We start from the raw sequence: 12,722 nt of genomic DNA on the forward strand, positions 1-12,722 counted from the left end.
CATGCTTTCTGGAATTCAAGAAAATTAGCTGGACTTTGAAGACGACGTCTGTTCTAGTGCCCCTGGTGACTGGGCGAAGTTATGCTCCAGTCTTTATAAATAACAGGCTTTTGAGGTGCCCGATGAATAAGATTTGTATGTGTTTTGGATTGTCCGTTATGCTTGCAGCCATGATTTCGCTCGACGCGCGAGCGGCATTTGTTGTGGGAGGCGGAGGGCTGATGACTCAGTCCTATGCGGATCAGGTACAAACGTGGCTTGGAGAAGGCCCCATTACGTTGACCAACATCTTTACGAAGCAAGCAGGGAATACCGGAGCTAACTTTCATGCAGCAGCGGACGGAAAAGGGAGAACAATAACACTTATTGAGGTACTCGGCGGAAATTATACAACTTACAGTCAAACCAGTGGTATTGTGCAACAAATAAGCACCCAAGTCATAGGTGGCTACAATCCACAGTCATGGAACTCAAATGGGAGCTACAACATTTCTCCTGATTCTCTACGCGACGCATTCATTTTCAACTTAACATCGCAAGAACGATTTATTCAGAACACTAACTGGACCGGCTCGGCCCAAACTTACAACCTTTCTTCCTTTGGACCCAATTTTGGAGGTGGGTTCGACATCCATACGGACAGCAGTCTAACTACTGGGTATACCAATTCTCGCAGCTACTCTGCAAATGGAACGACATCGCAAACGGACTCAATCATATCGACGACTCAATCTGCATATTATGTTGGTGGTTTTCAAGTTGGAAGAATTGAGGTATATACCATATCGGCAGGCTCACCCGCGGCCGTCCCTGAGCCAGCAACATTTGCTCTTTTTGGATTAGGTGCGGTCGGATTTGCGGTAAAACGTATGCGGCGTAAACGTTAGAACGTTTCTTGAATATGCGATATCCACGCTGCCAACTAGTCGCGGCGTGGGTACGCGTGATCATCCAAGTAATCGTTAACCAAATTTGCGATGATCTCTTCAAGGAATCGGATTCTGGAGCGTCAGAACGAAGTGCGGACTAGAGCGTTACTCCTCCAACTCACTTAACCACTGTTCGATCACATCGATCGATTCCTTTGGTGGGTACGACGTTCCAGCGAGCCATCTCGAGACCGTCCCGCGATTCACACCACACAGCTCAGCGATGTAAGCCCCCGAGCGGTAGTTCGTACCGGCAGCGTAATTTCGATCAACCGTCTCGAGCGCTTCGTTTGCTTTCTTGCGCAGCTTGTTCCAACGAGGGTCTGGTTCCCTACGTGGTTTGCCTTTCGGCCAAGGGGCATCTTTGCCCACGCGGTCTGCTCGATTCGGATCTGTCATAATCAACGCATGCTATCATCGTTGCAGCATTGAAGCAACATGTTGAGCAAGCTCTCCCAGTTATCCCGGGTGAACAAATAAGCCATTCCACCAGCCTTTTCCCAGGCATCGACCACCTTTTGGCGATCATCGATCAAAATGGCGTCTTTCGATGCAAACCAAGCTTTCGAGGCGGTATTCAAGCAAAACGCCACCGGATACTCCGCCAATCCCAACGAGCTCAGAAAGTCGAGCTTTTGCTTGGCAATGTTGAGGTGCATTTTCCCGCCACCGGTCGAGGTCATGAAGGTAAACCTCACACCGGCTTTGATGAGCCCATTCACCAGGGCAATCCTTTCGGGAATCGGCTCCAGGTTCGCAAAGAATCGATGAGCGGGACAATCCGAGTTCCAGAACGTATCTTGCTCGGATCGGCTGAGCGATTCGAAATCTTTCCCGTACAGTCTGCGGATTCCGTTCTCGAAATCCGCAACTAAACCGTCCATATCAATGTGAATCACGCTGCCACCTTTTCATGAATTGCCTTTCGATAGGGCTTGTCCCATCTTCCAAAGTTAATGGAAACATACCAGCCCACATCGAAATAGTCAGTCATCGAATCACTGTTGTCGTGATTGCCCTCCATCATTGCGTCTCGCAGCTCCTTCAGAAAGCTTGCTAGTTCGCCGCTGTACTCTCGATCGATGGAGTAATGATTCACCTGGATGTAGTCGCTTTCGAATTCAAACGGCGACTCAGAAATGGTAACAATCAGAGTCGAATGATGTTGAACGGAAATGCTCCCTTTAGCTTTGTACTTCTTAAGTACCGCTTTGATTGCTGGAGCAAGTCTACTCTTCTTTTCTTGATTCATGTATGCCATGATCTTTCCTTTCGGTTATTGAATATCTCAGAGAAAAAGGCCTCCGGATTCATGACTCCGATTTTGCCCAAGCCAGTGGGCAGGTGCTCAGTTCGCAGTTTTAAGTCCCCCGAATCGCACCTCGCAAAGAGACCGGGGCAAGGTTCGCTCTCAAGCAACCCTCAACCCACATAATCATTATTCGTCGTTGCGCAACTAAAGCAATAGCGCAACAACGAAAACGGGGAATCTTTTTCCATTTTTTCCAAAACTTCCAAATCGCTTGCGATGGTTGATTGCCAAGGTAGCTTTTGGTGCATGGGTGTGTTCAAGAAATCAATGCTAGAGCTCGGAACGTATGAGAGCCCCGAAGGAACAATCGAGGTTACTCCCGATCGGCTTATGCATTGGCAAAGTGCGGTTAAAAAGGTTCAAGCTGCTGGGTATCAAATCCCAATGCGTTGGAATCATGCTGACCTAACAGACATCGAGAACTTGCAGCCCATCAAGCGACTGTCAACGCAACCATCCGCGAAAGACACAGCTGGTCATTTAGTTGACTTTCGAGTTTCACAGGATGGGCGGTCCGCAGAGATCACCGTTGAAACCTTAACTAAGACGGCAACAGAAGCGGTGGAATCGAATGCAGTTTTTATTTCACCGGTATTGTTCGACGAATGGACAGATGGCCATGGGCAAACCTACTCAGACATTATTGGCTCCGTCGATCTGGTTGATCTGCCTGTTGATTATTCGCAAAAACCGTTTCAGCCAGCCGTAATGGCGATGTCAACGAGTCGCAGGGCTCCATCGATCATTCGCATGGCTACCAAACCAAACAACGTTTACCGGCTTTCCACGGAGGCAAATATGGATCCAGAATCACAACCGATCGACGAAGAAACGAATGCCGAATCGAATCCCTCTGAGGAGCCAACGATTCCCGAATCTTCGAGCATGCTTTCGTCGGTTATCTCCGGCCTGTCTCAATTAAAGATCGCTCTACCAGCGGACACAAACACCGAAAACTTTCTCGATCGACTGAATACAGCTTTGATGACTGCAGCAGCTCAGACCGCTGAAGAAGAGAACCCAAACGAAGTGGTTGATCCAGGTAATCCTGAACCCGTTTCTCCCGCAGTCGCAACCATGAGCACGCGAGTTAAGCAACTCGAGGAGCGAATCCTCACCGAGGAGAAAGCAAAGATCAAGAGTCGCTTAGACAACTTGCTCCAAACCGGTCGGATGACTCCAGCGGAACATGCGGAGAAAACCAAGGCGTTCGGCGTGCAGCGAATGAGTCTCGGCACGGACGGCAGTATTCAGACGGGTCGACTTGGCGATTTTATCGAGTCTCGTGAATCGATTCCCGAAGGGGCATGCTGGGATCCATCGGAAAAGATCAAGCGGCTTAGTACCGCCAATCCAAAAAAGACGTGGGCGAATAATCCTCCAACGGATGTCGACGCGTTGAAGCAACAGAAAAAGGAAATGCTGCGCCGGTCGTAGTGTTCAACAATCCAGTTCATTTAGGGATTATCGAGGTTAAATCATGACGTTATCGAACTTGGGATTCGCGGCTCCCGGCATTGGTGCATCCGCTTCATCGCAGTCCAATCAATTCATCTGGGGCGGCACTCGCTCCGAGTTGATTGACATGGATTTCTACGTGTCTTCGGATGCTGCGGATGCTGGTTCGAACATGCCAAAAGTGCTTCGTCCCGGATTATTGATGGGGCGAGTGATCGCAACCGGCGAGCTGAAGGAGTTCGATGTTGCGGCAGTTGATGGTACTCAAAGCCTGATCGGTCCTATGAAGGAGGAAACGCCTCTGATCGATGGCATTGGACGATCGGTGAAGGCATTCGCTCCCGTGGTGATCAAGGCTCCCCTTAAGACCAAGAACTTGTTTTACAAGGGCGTTTCGGTCATCGGGCATGCTGATGAAGCTGCGATCCGTCGACAGCTGCGAGGCCGGTTCCTGTTGGATGATGAAATCCAATTCCCACAGGTTTCCACGGTTCAAGCTCTGCGAACTCGCGTTACGACTGCACAGGTCAACGCTGGATTCGAGTTGCTCCCAGCTGTTCCTGGGATGCGTTACCGGATGATTGATGTTGCACTGATCGCGATTGGTGGTAATGCAGCGACTGCAACCAGTGTGGACATTCGAGGGACTCAATCGGCTTCGTCCGTCAATCTTTTGGCGGCGGCTGTTGCAGGGCTAACTCAGCACACTCTGTTGCGTGCTGGGGCTGCTAATGCTGCGATCCTAAACGGTGGCTTGTCATTCGCTCCAAACGATGCGAATACCCCTATTTCGATCGCGAAAACGGGATCCAATCTCGCCACCGCAACCCACGTTGATGTTTTGTTGAGCTACGAACTCGTTCCGTAGTTTTCAGATTTGAATTCAAGGAATTGAAGAAAAGAAAGAGAATCGATTATGTACTTTCCACTGTTAGCTCCACAAGTCCTCACCAACGTTATCAGCCAACAAGCGGCTGTTTCGGAGTGGCTCCTCAATTTGTTCGGTGTCAATCACGGTGCCGATACATCAGATCCGCTTTTCGACTCGGAAAACGACATTGCCAAGGGGGTGAACGTTCTGAACTTTGGCCATGGCCGAAATGGAGCTTTCAACGTTTTCAACAACAGCCGAACCGTGGCAAAGGGACGTGCACCGGGAACAGCGGCTGCACAATCAGGTTTGCAGGACGTTAAGACCGTCCCGTTTACCTATCCTCGCATGTACGACTCGATCAGGCTCTTAGCGGAAACGTTTCATAATCTTGGTCTGATCAGCGATCCTGCTCAACGTGACTTGATGGGGCGGCGCATGATCGAGATGCAGACTCGAGTCAAAGCTCAACAGGCTGCTAACTGGCGGAAAGCAGCTTTGATCGGCTCGCTACGGTCCGTTTTGAAAGCTAGAAAGGTGGGCGAAGATGTGAACTGGTCGTTTACTACCGGCCAAGAAGTATCGAACCAGATTCCAGCCGGAAACCTCGGGCAACTCAATATGCTCGGAGCGGGAAACATCATTTCCGCGACATGGGCGAATGCAGGCACCAAGATCAATGATCACCTGGACGGCATCAATACGGGCTTCCAAAAGCTCTGCGGTGGAGCTCTGCGAGCAGGCATCCTGCCGGGGAACGTTTGGTCCGCGATCATCGGAAACGATCAGATCCGAGGCCTGGCTGGTATCGCGAATCCTCCCTTCGAAACGCTCAAAGTGGACATCAACAACAAAGTTGCTGTAACCATGAAGAACGTGAAGATCGCAAAGATCGTCAGCCAACCGCAAGCAACGTTCTACATCACCGACGAACACGTTGTTCTCGATGATGGCGAACAGCAGATTGTTCCAGCCGGTAAGGGTATCTTCTGCGGCTTCGAGCCAGATGATGGTACGGTCGCAATTTACGAAGGCTCGGAACCTGTAGCCGAATTCGATGGAGGTCCAGAAACGCTTCGCACCGGATTCTCGTCTTGGTACGTCAAGAAGAGCAACCCAACTGCTACTGAGGTTTACTTCCTCGATAACGCGATGCCTGTGATTCACGTCCCCACCGCGATTGCGTTTGCTGATTTGATTTTCTAGTCAGCGATCGCACTTTTTGATCCATAGCCAACCGTCGCAGTTTCGCAACCGACATTGGCACGCAAGCCGTTGTAGTGCTCCTCAACGGCTTGCTTTTTATCCAACCAGGAAAACATTATGACTCCCCTGACTTCTTCGCAAGAAATGCAAGACGCTTTAAGTCAAGCGGGTATCGTTGCGTTTTCTGATCACAACAATGACGGTTTCGAGGATGCGAATCTTATCAACTCGTGTATTGTCTTTGCCACGGGATTTGTGGGCGGAAAGCTTGCGAAGCTGTTCACGCTAGTGGCGCTGGCAACCGTTCCCGTCATTCGCGAATTCGCAACCATCGTCGCTATTCGTACTCTCTGCACGCGACGAGGAAATCCGATTCCTGAATCGATCGAGATGCGATACCGGGAAATCGTCGACAAGGATGGACTGCTCGATCAAATCGCCAATGGGCAAATGTCACTCTATGACGAAGATGGCAATCTCTTGGTTGGTAAGAGCTTTGCGCCGGTCATGTCAAATCTAGTGGTCGATCGACGCCATTCGGCCAGAAAGATCCGCGTCAAGCAAGGATCCAGCTCACCGGTAATCACTCCTCTCCATCGCAATGTTGCGGGATATGCGAGGGACGGCCGTGTCTACTGAGATTGTATTTGAGGGGAAGAGCGAGCAAGCGAGACAGGCCTTACGCACGTTTGTCGCGATACTCACGGGGCGACATCCGGACCATTTCCAGATCGCTCGAAGCGTATTTTACGTTCTGGGCTTCCAGGCCTTAACCGACATCCAAGCGGACTTCCTTCGCAAATCTGCGGGCGGAGTCGGTGAGGATGGAGTGAAATGGCCTCCGTTGTCACCGGCGTATTTGGCGTATGGTCGACGATTCGGAAAAGGCGAAAAAGCGGCTTTGAAGAAAGCGGCTGGGCTCGATCGCCGTCATTCCAGAGGCGTTGGGGGGAAGGGCGGAATCCTTACTGCCCAGCAACAAAAGCGATGGAACAAAGTCTACTCGCAAACACTGGCAGCGATGGCAGCTCGCTACGACATTGCCAAGGCGAAGCAAATCGCCGCAGGGCATGCATGGAACGTGATCAAATCGGAAGGGGCAAAAACCAAGCTCGAGGTCTACGGCAATCGGCAAGTCGATATGCTGCAAGATACTGGTATTCTTATTCGCTCGCTCAGTCCTGGAACAATTTTGCCTGACGGATCGGATTATCAACCACCAACCGGGGAAGGGGGTGATCAACAGATCTTTCGTGCTCTATCGGATGGGATCGTTGTTGGGTCGAATGTGGCCTACGCGGACCATCAGAACCGCACGCGACCATTCTTACCAAAAGAGATTCCTAGCGCATGGCAGGCACGCTGGGAATCTACGGTGGTAAGGATCTTACCAACGGCTCTTCGGTACTACTTTGATCGAAGCGGGGGGGCGGCAGCATGATAGACGGCGAAGTTGCACTTCTCGAGGCGGTCCGCGATACGATCCGGGGAAAGCTCCAGCTATCCGAATTCGAATGCGATTGCGAATACGACGAACAGATTCCCGCGATCGCAAAGGATCGTTACGTGGCGGTCATCCCAGCGGGATGCGATCCAGGGCCAAATCATCAGAGAGCTGAGGGAGTTCATGATTCGCTGCACGCGGTTCAAGTCTTGGTTCTGATTCGTTCCACCGCAGTTCCTCGAGATCGCAGGCGATCGATTTTCCTGAACCAATTGGATGGAATCAATAGGCTACTTACTCAAATTATCAAGGTCTTGGATTGGCAACTGGACCTGTTTTCCCTCACCAATCACTACATGGAGCAACAGGTACCAGGTGCCGATCCTTTTACGGAGCTGTTGAGACTAACCAGAGTCGACGCCAAGCCTCGCATGGTTTCGACCGAGACCTATGACGCGAGCAAAGTATCACTCAACGGAACCACTCCCTACACCGCGATGGCTCGATCGGCTTACTTTGGTCGATGCCGTCGCATGCAACACGCCATACAAACTCCTCCGATTCACAGGTCCGAATGATCAAGCCAGTTCCTTTCAATCCCAATGCAAGTGGAGTCGTCATCCCCGATGAACGATCGAGCAAACAAAAGCAGTTCGCGTTCTGCGCGAATCCTGAATGCGCGGAAAACGGCGAGGAGTTCGAATGGGAAATCGAACACTCCCTTTCGCCATGTCCGAAATGCGGCGCGTGCAAACCTCCGATGGTTGGCATTAAGGCGAAGGTTCATCTGATGATTCGCGATCGCATGGGACCGTTTGAGGGAGTGGGCGGCTTACGGTACCGAATCGCTTGCGATACCAAATCAAAACGACAGGGGATCTCGACACTCACCAATCACGAGGTTGGTACGGACGATCGATCGGTCTGTAACTGTGTCGATTGCTTGATCGAAGCAAACAAAATCAACGCGCCTGCTCGCTCGGGCATCCAATTACACACCTAAAGAGGGTAGGAGTTAACAATCATGTCGTTCATAGCAGGTTCTTATTTGCTGGTCTTCAATGGGAAAGTTTGTGGCCAAACGGAGAACGGAATCGAGTTTCGCCAAGAGATCTTCAAACGCTTGATAAGCGGCGATTGGTTTGGAGATGCTCCCCAAGAGGGAATCTATCGAGGGACCGGTTTAACGTCGATGGTAACGTTTCTCGAGGCGGATGCGGCGGCCATGCATGACATCATGCACCCATACCAAGGGGCAAACGCTGCAACGTCGCTTCATGGTGGCTTCGTAGGCCTGATGGATGTAAAGCATGGGATTGCACGTTCCTTGGTTGCAACGTCGCTTTTGACCGCTTCCGTGATCAACCAAAACGGAGTCTCGGGCAAGGCTTCCATCACACCTCTAACGCGCACACTTCCGAGAACGGTTGCAGCCGATGGTCAGCAAATCCGACAGGCCTTTAACAGCAATCTGCGAGACATCCCCGTAATGTTCCGTCACTATCCCTCCCAGTGGATCCAGGGCGAAACGTTCACGTTGGGTGGCGAATTCGGAACGGAGACCTAAGCCATGGAATCGGTTCCCGTTCTGAAGCTCGACAACGGAAAGCGAGCTTTTGAGGTCCAGACTTCGAAGGGAGTATTCCGTTGGGAGTATGACATCCTGACGGTCAAGTTGACGGCTGAAGATCTCGAAACGAAGTACGGACTTCGCAAGCTGGGTGATGATAAGGTTGTCAGTCCCACCCCAGATTTCTTGCAGTCCTTCGCGGCTAGTTTGCATGAACTTGGATTGCATAACTGCACGGTGGATGCAGCCTTTGCGGTCTACGAGATCGTCAACACTCAGTTCGTGCAGTTATCCGCATCCGTCAATTCCCAAATCAACTCCATCTTAGCCACATAGAGGTGGATCCATGGCCGCTGAAATGGTCATTCGATTGGTCGATGGATCTTCGGATACATCGTCAAGTCTATCGCCAGCCAATCAACTCCCGACCGCTCACAATCCCGATATTCCAACGGTGGCTAGCTCACGCGTTGCGCGTTCGACGCAATCGCTAGCCACTGTTGAAACCGACCCACGAAAAGTAGATTCTGCTTCGGTCAAGCCGGGTGAAGTGGCTTCGGAGGCTCGCACCTCGGAAGCGATTACGATTGATTCGATGGAGGAATTTACACGCCGCCTCGAGATCGCGATCCAGGAATGGGGAAAGCGAGCCAAGCCGGACGAAAAGCAACCAGGCGCACAGAATTCGACGCAGACCAGATCCGCCACCGAGCAGATCCTCGACGCAATCGAACAACGTTTACCGAAACGGGCTCAATCTGTGTTCCAACGAGTTCGTCGATCGAAGGTTTGGCAGAATCCAACCGTGCGCAGAATGGCTGCACGCGCGAAATCGTCTGTTACTGCGATCGCTCGCAAGGTGGGCAACAGTAAGTTTGCGAAACGATTGGCAGCAAGCAAGATCGGGCAGGCGGTCAAATCACGAGGAGGGGCTTGGCTAACTCAAACTGCAAGCGCTCTGGGATTGAGGGGAGCGGCATCAGGGGCAGCTAGCGCAGGCGCAGCCGGTTCGGCTGGGGCATCTGCGGGAGCTGGAGCCGGAGGGGCGGCGGCGGGGGCTGGGGGAGCGGCCGTGGCGGGAGTGGCTGCGGTCGCTGCTCCCGTTGCGGTAACGGTGGCGGCATTCGTCGCACTGGTCGGTGCCACCTACGCGTTACATCGGAGGTTCAAAACCGTTGCTGATGAGTTAGAGGGATTCTCTGGTCAGATCTCAGCAGCTCGAGCGAGAGCACAAGCCAACACGACTATCAACATGGTCGATCGTGCTCGAGCGATCGGTCCCCAACTCGGACGGCTAGAAAATGCCAATACGCGATTTCAAGATAGTACAGAAAAGCTGTGGACGCAGATTCTTCAGGTACTCATCAAGGCTGAGCCTGCTCTGACGAAAATCGTCGACGGCATGTCAGTAGGAATAGATATGGGAGCTCAGGCTGTTGCAGCGTTAGGGCTCATCAAGGCAGCTCTGACCAAGGATTTGACTGACGATTTTGCAGCAGCACAGAATTTCTTGATTGCAACGACTAAGGTTCAGCAGTCGATGCGAGATTTCGCAGGCCTGCCACCTCTTCACGGGAACAACAATCCGTTTGATCAGCAACTGGCGGCATTCTTGCAGCAAAACTTTCCTAACATGCCACCTCCGAATCCACCCCCGATGGGCGGAGGAATGCCCTGATGCCTAACGCTGCCATCATTTATAACGATTATGAATTCAACGAGCTGACTTCGTACGAGGTTACCGAACGCTACGAGTACGACGAGGCGGAAACCACCGTTGTTGGCACGACTTTTCAGATTCGTGCTAAGACATTCATCGCGGCAGAACCTTCGTCACCTGGAAACGTGCACACCGATAGCAGTTTCTATGCTGGGCCAGTGATGCACCCCATTCGGCAAAAGCTTTCCAAACCTGGGAAGCAACTAATTTTCAAGCATGATGGATTCGGACCGACTCCCAGCTACATCGATATCAACAGCCCTTCCTCGGGCTCACCCCTAAAGGACATCTCGGGAGGTCCCAAGCCTCGGGTTCTGCAATGGCTTCCCGTCGGGAACACGGCATCTGCAGAAGTGGTCTGGGAATGCGAAACGACGATTCCCGTATGCGATGGAGTAACGACACCGAGAGTCACGGGCGTAAAGACCTTTAACTATTCGATTCAATACGATATCGACGCGAGCGGCTACACAACCCGCAGAATCACGGGTTACATCGAAATTACGATGACTCGCAACAATCGGCAGATTCCCGATAGCGTTGATGATTACCGGGGCTATGTCCGATTCCAAAAGCCTCAAAACTTTTTGCGAGAGATCTCTTGGAGCGTTTCCACCAACAAACGAAGAGCGGACTTCGTGATCGTGGATACCGAGAAGCGAACGGCCAACCCGTTTCCACCCAATGTGATTGATATTCAGGCCAAACATCGGGTGGGAATCACGCGTCGCAACATGTCCACATCATCAAACACCATCTCCGCGCAAATAACCCTAAGTCCGCTCGTTCCTCGCGTGACAGCTTGGTACATCTTTCGGTCGATTGTGGATTCTAGACTGGCATATGTGAACTCGACGGGTTTCCTAACCTTGAACGAGAGTCTTGACGTAGAAGAAGACTTATTCAGCAATCAGTTTTCCTTCAATCTACGTTACACAACTTACGGATCAGGGAATGTGAACATCGTTTCCTTAATGGGATTTTCCGGTCTGTTTCAACCGCTCGGGTTTAACTGGCCGGATTGGCATGATTCGATTCGCGTGTTAGGTCCGTTTCAGAATTTGAACGAGGACTATGGTATCGCGGCGTTAAAGCACAACCATGAAGACGATCGGATCGTTGATCTTTGCGACGATGGTAACCCTCGGAATCATTCGGGACAATCGAATACGCTTTTCAACACGCCTACCGCACTATCACCGTTCTACAACGCTTGCCCTTTACCTCAGAACAGTTGGGTGCATTTTGAGGCACACTTCAAATATCACGAGGAGGCGAAATCGAGCGCGTCGGTCACCTTGGGACCAAACGGATTGAGTTACGCGACGTTTGATGCATCGAAAGAGGATGCAACCTTTGAAGCATCCGATGAGGCTGGCATTGAGCGATGGATTGAAAGCTACGCAGGTAGCATGATTATCTATTGGATTGGAGGGGCGGAGCGGGTTTTCTACAAGATCCCACCTCCCGGCAAAATTACGGTGGGCGATTTAACGTTGATCCCCGCTGGCAAGATGAAATTCCAGTCGCAACTAGTTGGTTATCTGTTTGGCCAACCCCTCTATCGGGCGTTTTGGATCGTTCCTTATCGTCTCAAACAACGTCCTAGCAAGATTACTGGCTCGGATGCCCAAAAGCTCACGAATGAGGAAGCGGAAGAAATCGTGGACGAAGAAGGAGAACCCGAGGATGACGAATGAAGCTTCATATTGATGACAATGAGATCAAGCTGGACGTTCTGAAGGCAGAGGAAACCAGGGATAAGCTGCGAACGCTCATGCTCAAAGGGCAGTGGCTCCTATTCGATCCGCAAACACTCTCCACATTTGCGAAATCGGTCGGAGTTCAAACGGTAAGCGAAGCGTGGCAGGTTTGGACTTTCCTTGATGCCTGGTTAGACCAGATCGCCCAAAGGAACCGCATTCGAGCGGATATCGCGTATTGGTTTGGAATCAATGCATTCGAATTGAGCGATGAACAAATCATAGCATTGCGAGAAAACCTTCCTCGAGTCAGGGCACAAAAGACTATTGAGGATGGCAAGTACGATCCGACCGATTTTGAGCGAGTCTACCAGTTGTTCCTTCAGGCCTTCGACGATGAGAACCTAGCCAGGAAGCGACAAACGGAATCCTTTAAGCTGTATCTGCAAAAGGCATCTAAGAATCCAAAATAGTTGATATATTGTCGGTTGCGAAACTGCGACGTTTGG

Annotated in this window: 16 protein-coding genes; 13 read left to right on the forward strand and 3 right to left on the reverse strand. The window is 51.3% G+C overall.

The genetic code is table 11. The features are described 5' to 3' along the window. The first annotated feature begins 122 nt into the window (after nucleotides 1–122). On the forward strand, nucleotides 123–887 hold the full coding sequence (locus SH449x_RS20535) for a PEP_CTERM-anchored TLD domain-containing protein (protein WP_482377949.1): 765 nt from the start codon (nucleotides 123–125) through the stop codon (nucleotides 885–887). A 147-nt stretch (nucleotides 888–1,034) separates the two neighbouring features. On the opposite strand, the gene SH449x_RS20540 is transcribed toward SH449x_RS20535, so the two are convergent. Genes SH449x_RS20540 through SH449x_RS20550 form a run of 3 tightly spaced genes read right to left on the reverse strand, consistent with a single transcriptional unit; the run spans nucleotide 1,035 to nucleotide 2,190 of the window. Next, nucleotides 1,035–1,328 (reverse strand): helix-turn-helix domain-containing protein, encoded by a 294-nt coding sequence (locus tag SH449x_RS20540; RefSeq protein WP_482377950.1) that lies wholly within the window; start codon nucleotides 1,326–1,328, stop codon nucleotides 1,035–1,037. 2 nt (nucleotides 1,329–1,330) lie between these two features. Next, nucleotides 1,331–1,828, reverse strand: coding sequence for an HAD family hydrolase (locus SH449x_RS20545; protein WP_482377951.1), 498 nt, complete (start codon nucleotides 1,826–1,828; stop codon nucleotides 1,331–1,333). Continuing rightward, nucleotides 1,825–2,190 carry a hypothetical protein gene (locus SH449x_RS20550; RefSeq protein ID WP_482377952.1) on the reverse strand — a complete coding sequence of 122 codons (366 nt, stop codon included), beginning with the start codon at nucleotides 2,188–2,190 and terminating at the stop codon, nucleotides 1,825–1,827. Before SH449x_RS20550 ends, SH449x_RS20545 begins: the two co-directional genes overlap by 4 nt. 303 nt (nucleotides 2,191–2,493) lie before the next feature. On the opposite strand from SH449x_RS20550, the gene SH449x_RS20555 reads away from it, so the two are divergent. The 12 genes from SH449x_RS20555 (at nucleotide 2,494) to SH449x_RS20610 (ending at nucleotide 12,686) form a co-directional block, all read left to right on the forward strand. Then, nucleotides 2,494–3,678 (forward strand): hypothetical protein, encoded by a 1,185-nt coding sequence (locus SH449x_RS20555; protein WP_482377953.1) that lies wholly within the window; start codon nucleotides 2,494–2,496, stop codon nucleotides 3,676–3,678. Between the two features lie 43 nt (nucleotides 3,679–3,721). Next, a complete protein-coding gene (locus tag SH449x_RS20560; protein ID WP_482377954.1) occupies nucleotides 3,722–4,567 on the forward strand; it encodes a hypothetical protein in 846 nt (281 codons plus the stop codon). Between the two features lie 48 nt (nucleotides 4,568–4,615). Further along, nucleotides 4,616–5,776, forward strand: a complete 1,161-nt coding sequence (locus SH449x_RS20565) for a hypothetical protein (protein WP_482377955.1) — start codon at nucleotides 4,616–4,618, stop codon at nucleotides 5,774–5,776. 117 nt (nucleotides 5,777–5,893) lie between these two features. Continuing rightward, the gene (locus SH449x_RS20570) at nucleotides 5,894–6,415 is read left to right on the forward strand and encodes a phage protein Gp36 family protein (RefSeq protein WP_482377956.1); all 522 of its coding nucleotides are present in this window, start codon (nucleotides 5,894–5,896) and stop codon (nucleotides 6,413–6,415) included. Further along, nucleotides 6,405–7,217 carry a hypothetical protein gene (locus tag SH449x_RS20575; RefSeq protein ID WP_482377957.1) on the forward strand — a complete coding sequence of 271 codons (813 nt, stop codon included), beginning with the start codon at nucleotides 6,405–6,407 and terminating at the stop codon, nucleotides 7,215–7,217. The genes SH449x_RS20570 and SH449x_RS20575 overlap by 11 nt, the downstream gene beginning before the upstream one ends. Beyond that, entirely contained in the window at nucleotides 7,214–7,798 is a 585-nt protein-coding gene (locus SH449x_RS20580) for a hypothetical protein (protein WP_482377958.1), read from the forward strand. Before SH449x_RS20575 ends, SH449x_RS20580 begins: the two co-directional genes overlap by 4 nt. Further along, nucleotides 7,795–8,223, forward strand: coding sequence for a hypothetical protein (locus SH449x_RS20585; protein WP_482377959.1), 429 nt, complete (start codon nucleotides 7,795–7,797; stop codon nucleotides 8,221–8,223). The genes SH449x_RS20580 and SH449x_RS20585 overlap by 4 nt, the downstream gene beginning before the upstream one ends. Nucleotides 8,224–8,244: 21 nt before the next feature. Further along, nucleotides 8,245–8,787, forward strand: coding sequence for a hypothetical protein (locus SH449x_RS20590; protein ID WP_482377960.1), 543 nt, complete (start codon nucleotides 8,245–8,247; stop codon nucleotides 8,785–8,787). A 3-nt stretch (nucleotides 8,788–8,790) separates the two neighbouring features. Then, nucleotides 8,791–9,126 (forward strand): hypothetical protein, encoded by a 336-nt coding sequence (locus tag SH449x_RS20595; RefSeq protein WP_482377961.1) that lies wholly within the window; start codon nucleotides 8,791–8,793, stop codon nucleotides 9,124–9,126. Between the two features lie 10 nt (nucleotides 9,127–9,136). Continuing rightward, complete coding sequence (locus SH449x_RS20600) at nucleotides 9,137–10,468, forward strand: hypothetical protein (RefSeq protein ID WP_482377962.1); 1,332 nt, start codon at nucleotides 9,137–9,139, stop codon at nucleotides 10,466–10,468. Then, nucleotides 10,468–12,210 carry a hypothetical protein gene (locus SH449x_RS20605; RefSeq protein WP_482377963.1) on the forward strand — a complete coding sequence of 581 codons (1,743 nt, stop codon included), beginning with the start codon at nucleotides 10,468–10,470 and terminating at the stop codon, nucleotides 12,208–12,210. Before SH449x_RS20600 ends, SH449x_RS20605 begins: the two co-directional genes overlap by 1 nt. Then, a complete protein-coding gene (locus tag SH449x_RS20610; RefSeq protein ID WP_482377964.1) occupies nucleotides 12,207–12,686 on the forward strand; it encodes a hypothetical protein in 480 nt (159 codons plus the stop codon). The genes SH449x_RS20605 and SH449x_RS20610 overlap by 4 nt, the downstream gene beginning before the upstream one ends. Nucleotides 12,687–12,722 lie beyond the last annotated feature (36 nt).

The organism is Brakhagea baltica, assembly GCF_052161605.1.
Taxonomy (GTDB): Bacteria; Planctomycetota; Planctomycetia; order Pirellulales; family Pirellulaceae; genus JBKCUI01.